Source organism: Anaerosporobacter sp., from assembly GCF_031551385.1.
Taxonomy (GTDB): Bacteria; Bacillota; Clostridia; order Lachnospirales; family Lachnospiraceae; genus Anaerosporobacter.
In genome coordinates, this window is sequence record NZ_JAVBNS010000183.1 from 1 (window position 1) to 4,824 (window position 4,824).

The 4,824-nt window shown below is 34.9% G+C and carries 3 protein-coding genes; all 3 read left to right on the forward strand.

The features are described from left to right. A partial coding sequence (locus RMR19_RS14510) for an Ig-like domain-containing protein (protein ID WP_310604212.1) occupies window positions 1-1,342 on the forward strand: 1,342 nt, incomplete at its 5' end. Between the two features lie 410 nt (window positions 1,343-1,752). Further along, window positions 1,753-2,844, forward strand: a complete 1,092-nt coding sequence (trpS, locus tag RMR19_RS14515) for a tryptophan--tRNA ligase (protein ID WP_310604213.1) — start codon at window positions 1,753-1,755, stop codon at window positions 2,842-2,844. 114 nt (window positions 2,845-2,958) lie between these two features. Continuing rightward, window positions 2,959-4,824, forward strand: a 1,866-nt coding sequence (gene alaS, locus RMR19_RS14520; RefSeq protein ID WP_310604214.1) for an alanine--tRNA ligase, incomplete at its 3' end; no start/stop codon positions are given.

The following is a 4,824-nucleotide window of genomic DNA, read 5'->3' on the forward strand; positions in this document are numbered from 1 at the left end:
ATTTGTATCTGCAGCATATATTGGGGGTTCGGTAGAAGTTGGTTCTGCAATTGATAAAAACAATGTTACAGTTATTGCTGCCTATAATGACAACTCGATTGCATATGTTACAGACTTTACACTCTCAACATCTACAATATATTCATTAGGAACAAATACAGTTACTGTATATTATGAGGGATATACCTCAACAATAACGATTACTGGTGTAGCGAAAGGTTCGTTGACACCAACAACACCTACGACACCTACATCGTCAACAACTGTAATCTCAGGATCTTCTTCCATTACGACATCTACAGTTACAGGTGGCTATCAAGGAGTTGTATTCCCTAAAGTGAGTTTGACAACAGAGACAAACTTCTCTACAATTACAGCAGAAATCGAAGAAAAAGTATTGGCATCTGCACTTTCAGGGAAAACGATTGGTAATACGAATATATTTCAGCTTACGCTTAGTGGTGTAAGTGCTCAGATACTAACACAATTGAATCGTTCGAATGTAAATGAAGTGTATGTGAATATCAGTATGCCTGTTCAATACTATGGCAGAAATGATATTCAGCTTTCGAATATTTCTTTAGATAATACAACATTAAATAGAATAAAAAATAGTGGAAAAAGTGTTATTATTCAATATGTTGGTTCTTCCTACAGTTCAGAAACAGGAAAAACAAGCTATACAAATCCACTATGTACATTAACAATTAAAGGAAAAGAATTTAATTCGACAGCAAATAGTAATGTTGCACTTCGAGTGACTGCTTTAGATAAGGATTACCAGATTGAATCTGTTGTAAATCAATATCTTAAATCAGCAGATAGAGGAACAGGAACGGTTGTTACATTAGAACAAAATGGTGAACTGGATAAGTTTGCATCTATTATTGTTGACGTAGGTAGCTCATTAAGTAAAGAAAAAGGCGATATCGTATATGTATATGGCTACAATGCAACAACAAAGAAATTAGAAGAGCTTCCAGCTACAAAGTATACTGTTGATAAGAACCAAGATATCACGATACCTGTTAGTACCTATTCCAAGTATGTTATTCTTCCAGAAGCAACAAATAAGGCAGTAACAAGCCTTGCTAGCCGTGCAAAAGTTAGTAAATCGTTAACAATGGCAAAAGGAAAAAGCAAACAGATTACAATTACACTACCTTCACAACTTACGGAATCGAGTGTAAAGGTGACGTATAAGTCAAGTAATACAAAAATTGCATCTGTATCTAAAACAGGAAAAGTAACAGGTAAGAAAAAAGGAAGTGCTGTGATTACAATAACCATCACATATGGTAGCATTTCGAAAAAGTTTACAACACCAATTACTGTAAAATAATGAAGTTGTGGAAATGGCTTGACAATTTGTTATAATTCTTTATACTAGATATATGAGAAAACCGATGATTAAGAAAAGTAGGCAATAGGTAGAAATTACAGAGAGCTGTATAGGGTGAGAGTACAGTATTTTGAAGTTGTTGAATGGGCTTATGAGGGCAACCCGAAAGATAGAGTAGGCGTTGACGGAAATCCTAACCGTTATAATGGAAGCATATGATAGTATGTGAAACAATGGTGGCTATATAAGATTATTAGACTCTTATCCTTTGTTGGGTAAGGGTCTTTTTTAGGAGGAACTAGGTTGAAAGAAAATAATAGTAAAGGAGTCCATGCAGCTCGTCGATTCTTTCAACCGTATTTATTTGGGCAGTATCACAAGCAAGCTTGTGATATGCATGGGTATAAGATATGGAAAAAACTATTTTAACAGGAGACCGCCCTACGGGAAAATTACATTTAGGTCATTATGTAGGTTCATTAAAGAGAAGGGTTGAATTACAGAATTCTGGTGAATATAAAGACATCTTTATTATGATAGCAGATGCACAAGCATTAACAGATAATTCAGAGAATCCAGAGAAAGTAAGACAAAATATCATTGAAGTTGCACTTGATTATCTATCAGTTGGATTAGATCCAGAGAAATCAACATTATTCATTCAATCTCAAATTCCAGAGTTGTGTGAGTTGGCATTCTATTATATGAATCTTGTTACTGTATCACGTTTACAGAGAAATCCTACAGTAAAATCAGAGATTCAGATGCGTAATTTTGAAGCAAGTATTCCAGTTGGATTCTTCACATATCCAATCAGCCAAGCATCTGATATTACAGCATTTAAAGCAACAACAGTACCAGTTGGTGAAGATCAACTTCCAATGTTAGAGCAAACAAAAGAAATCGTTCGTAAATTCAATTCTGTATATGAAGAGACTTTAATAGAACCAGAGATATTATTGCCAGAGAATCAAGCTTGTTTAAGACTACCAGGAACAGATGGCAAAGCAAAGATGAGTAAATCATTAAATAACTGTATCTACCTATCTGATTCGGCTGAAGACGTGCGTAAGAAGGTTATGAGTATGTACACAGACCCAGACCATCTTCAAGTTTCGGATCCAGGAAAAATCGAAGGAAACACAGTATTTACTTATCTTGATGCATTCTGTAAGCCAGAACATTTTGAAAAGTACCTTCCAGATTATCCAAATCTTGCAGAATTGAAGGCGCATTACCAACGTGGTGGACTTGGAGATGTTAAGGTTAAGAGATTCCTTAATGCCATCTTAGAAGAGGAATTAGCACCAATTCGTGAAAGAAGACAAGAATTAGAGACAAAAATTCCTGAAATCTATGATATTCTTAAAAAAGGTAGTGAAAAGGCAAAGGCAGTTGCTGCTAATACATTAAACGATGTTAAGAATGCAATGAAGATTAATTACTTTGATGATATGGAATTAATTAAAGAACAGAGTGAAAGATATAATAGTGGTAAATAATTAGTGGTAAGAAATACGTTGCGGTATACAGTAACGTATTTTTTGCTTAAGTTGACAAAAATTATAGAACAATTTATAATAGGTTATTAGAATTATACGCAGGAGGCAAGCACAGTGAAAGTGTACGGACTTAACGATTTAAGAAGAATGTATTTAGAATTTTTTGAGAGCAAAGATCATTTAAAGATGAATAGCTTTTCTTTAGTTCCACAAGGTGATAAAAGTTTATTATTAATCAATTCAGGTATGGCACCATTAAAACCATATTTTACAGGACAAGAGATACCTCCAAGAAAGAGAGTAACAACTTGTCAAAAATGTATTCGTACAGGAGATATTGAGAATGTTGGTAAGACTGCACGTCACTTAACATTCTTCGAGATGCTAGGTAACTTCTCATTTGGCGATTACTTTAAGAAAGAAGCGATTGCATGGTCATGGGAGTTCTTAACAGAAACAATTGGCTTAGAAGCAGATCGTCTTTATCCATCTATTTATGTGGAAGATGATGAAGCGTTTGACATATGGGTAAAAGATATCGGTATTGCACCAGATAGAATCACTCGTTTCGAAAGAGATGAGAATGGTGACTGTGATAATTTCTGGGAACATGGTGCAGGTCCATGTGGTCCATGTTCTGAAATCTATTACGACCGTGGTGAAAAGTATGGTTGTGGAAGCCCTGATTGTAAAGTTTGTTGTGAATGTGACCGTTATATGGAAGTATGGAATAACGTATTTACACAATTTGAGAGTGATGGCAACGGACACTATACAGAATTATCTCAAAAAAATATTGATACCGGTATGGGTCTTGAGCGTTTAGCAGTTGTTGTCCAAGATGTCGATACCGTATATGATGTTGATACAATGAAAGCAATTCGCGATAAGGTATGTGAAATTGCAGGGGTAACATATCAGACAAATGAAAAACATGATGTTTCAATTCGTTTGATTACAGATCATATCCGTTCTGTAACATTTATGATTTCGGATGGTATTATTCCATCGAATGAAGGAAGAGGTTATGTTCTAAGAAGATTACTTCGTAGAGCAGCTCGTCATGGTAAATTACTTGGAATTAACAGTAAGTTCCTTGCGCAGTTAAGCGAGACAATTATTGCAGAATCAAAAGATGGATACCAAGAGTTAGAAGAGAAGAAAGAATACATCTTAAAGTTGTTAACAATTGAAGAAGATAACTTTAATAAAACAATCGACCAAGGTCTTAGCATCTTAGCTGATTTAGAAGAAAGTTTAAAAGCAGAAGGTAAGACAGTATTAGGTGGAGAGGATGCATTTAAGTTATATGATACTTATGGATTCCCTCTTGATTTAACAAAGGAAATCCTTGAAGAAAAAGGCTTTACAGTAGATGAAGAAGGCTTCCAAAAAGCAATGAACGTACAAAGAGAAACTGCAAGAAGTGCTCGTGAAGTAACAAACTACATGGGTGCGGATGTTACTGTGTACCAATCAATTGACCCAGCAATCACATCTGCATTCGTAGGATATGATTCTTTATCACATGACAGTAAAGTTACTGTACTTACTACAGAAACAGAAATTGTACAAGAATTAGTAGCAGGGCAAGCAGGTACTATTATTGTTGATGAGACACCATTCTATGCAACAATGGGTGGTCAATTAAACGATACAGGTGTAATTAAAACAGCAAATGCATCATTTGTAGTTGAAGATGTTATTAAATTACAGGGTGGAAAAGTTGGACATGTAGGTAAAGTAGAAGCAGGTATTATTAAAGTAAATGATACTGTTACTTTAGTTGTTGATGAAGATAGAAGAACTTCTACAGGTAAAAACCATACAGCAACTCATCTACTTCAAAAAGCATTAAAGATGGTTCTCGGAAATCATATTGAACAAGCTGGTTCTTATGTAAGTAAAGATCGTCTTCGTTTTGACTTTACGCATTTCTCAGCATTAACATCTGAGGAGATTGCAAAGGTAGAAGCAATC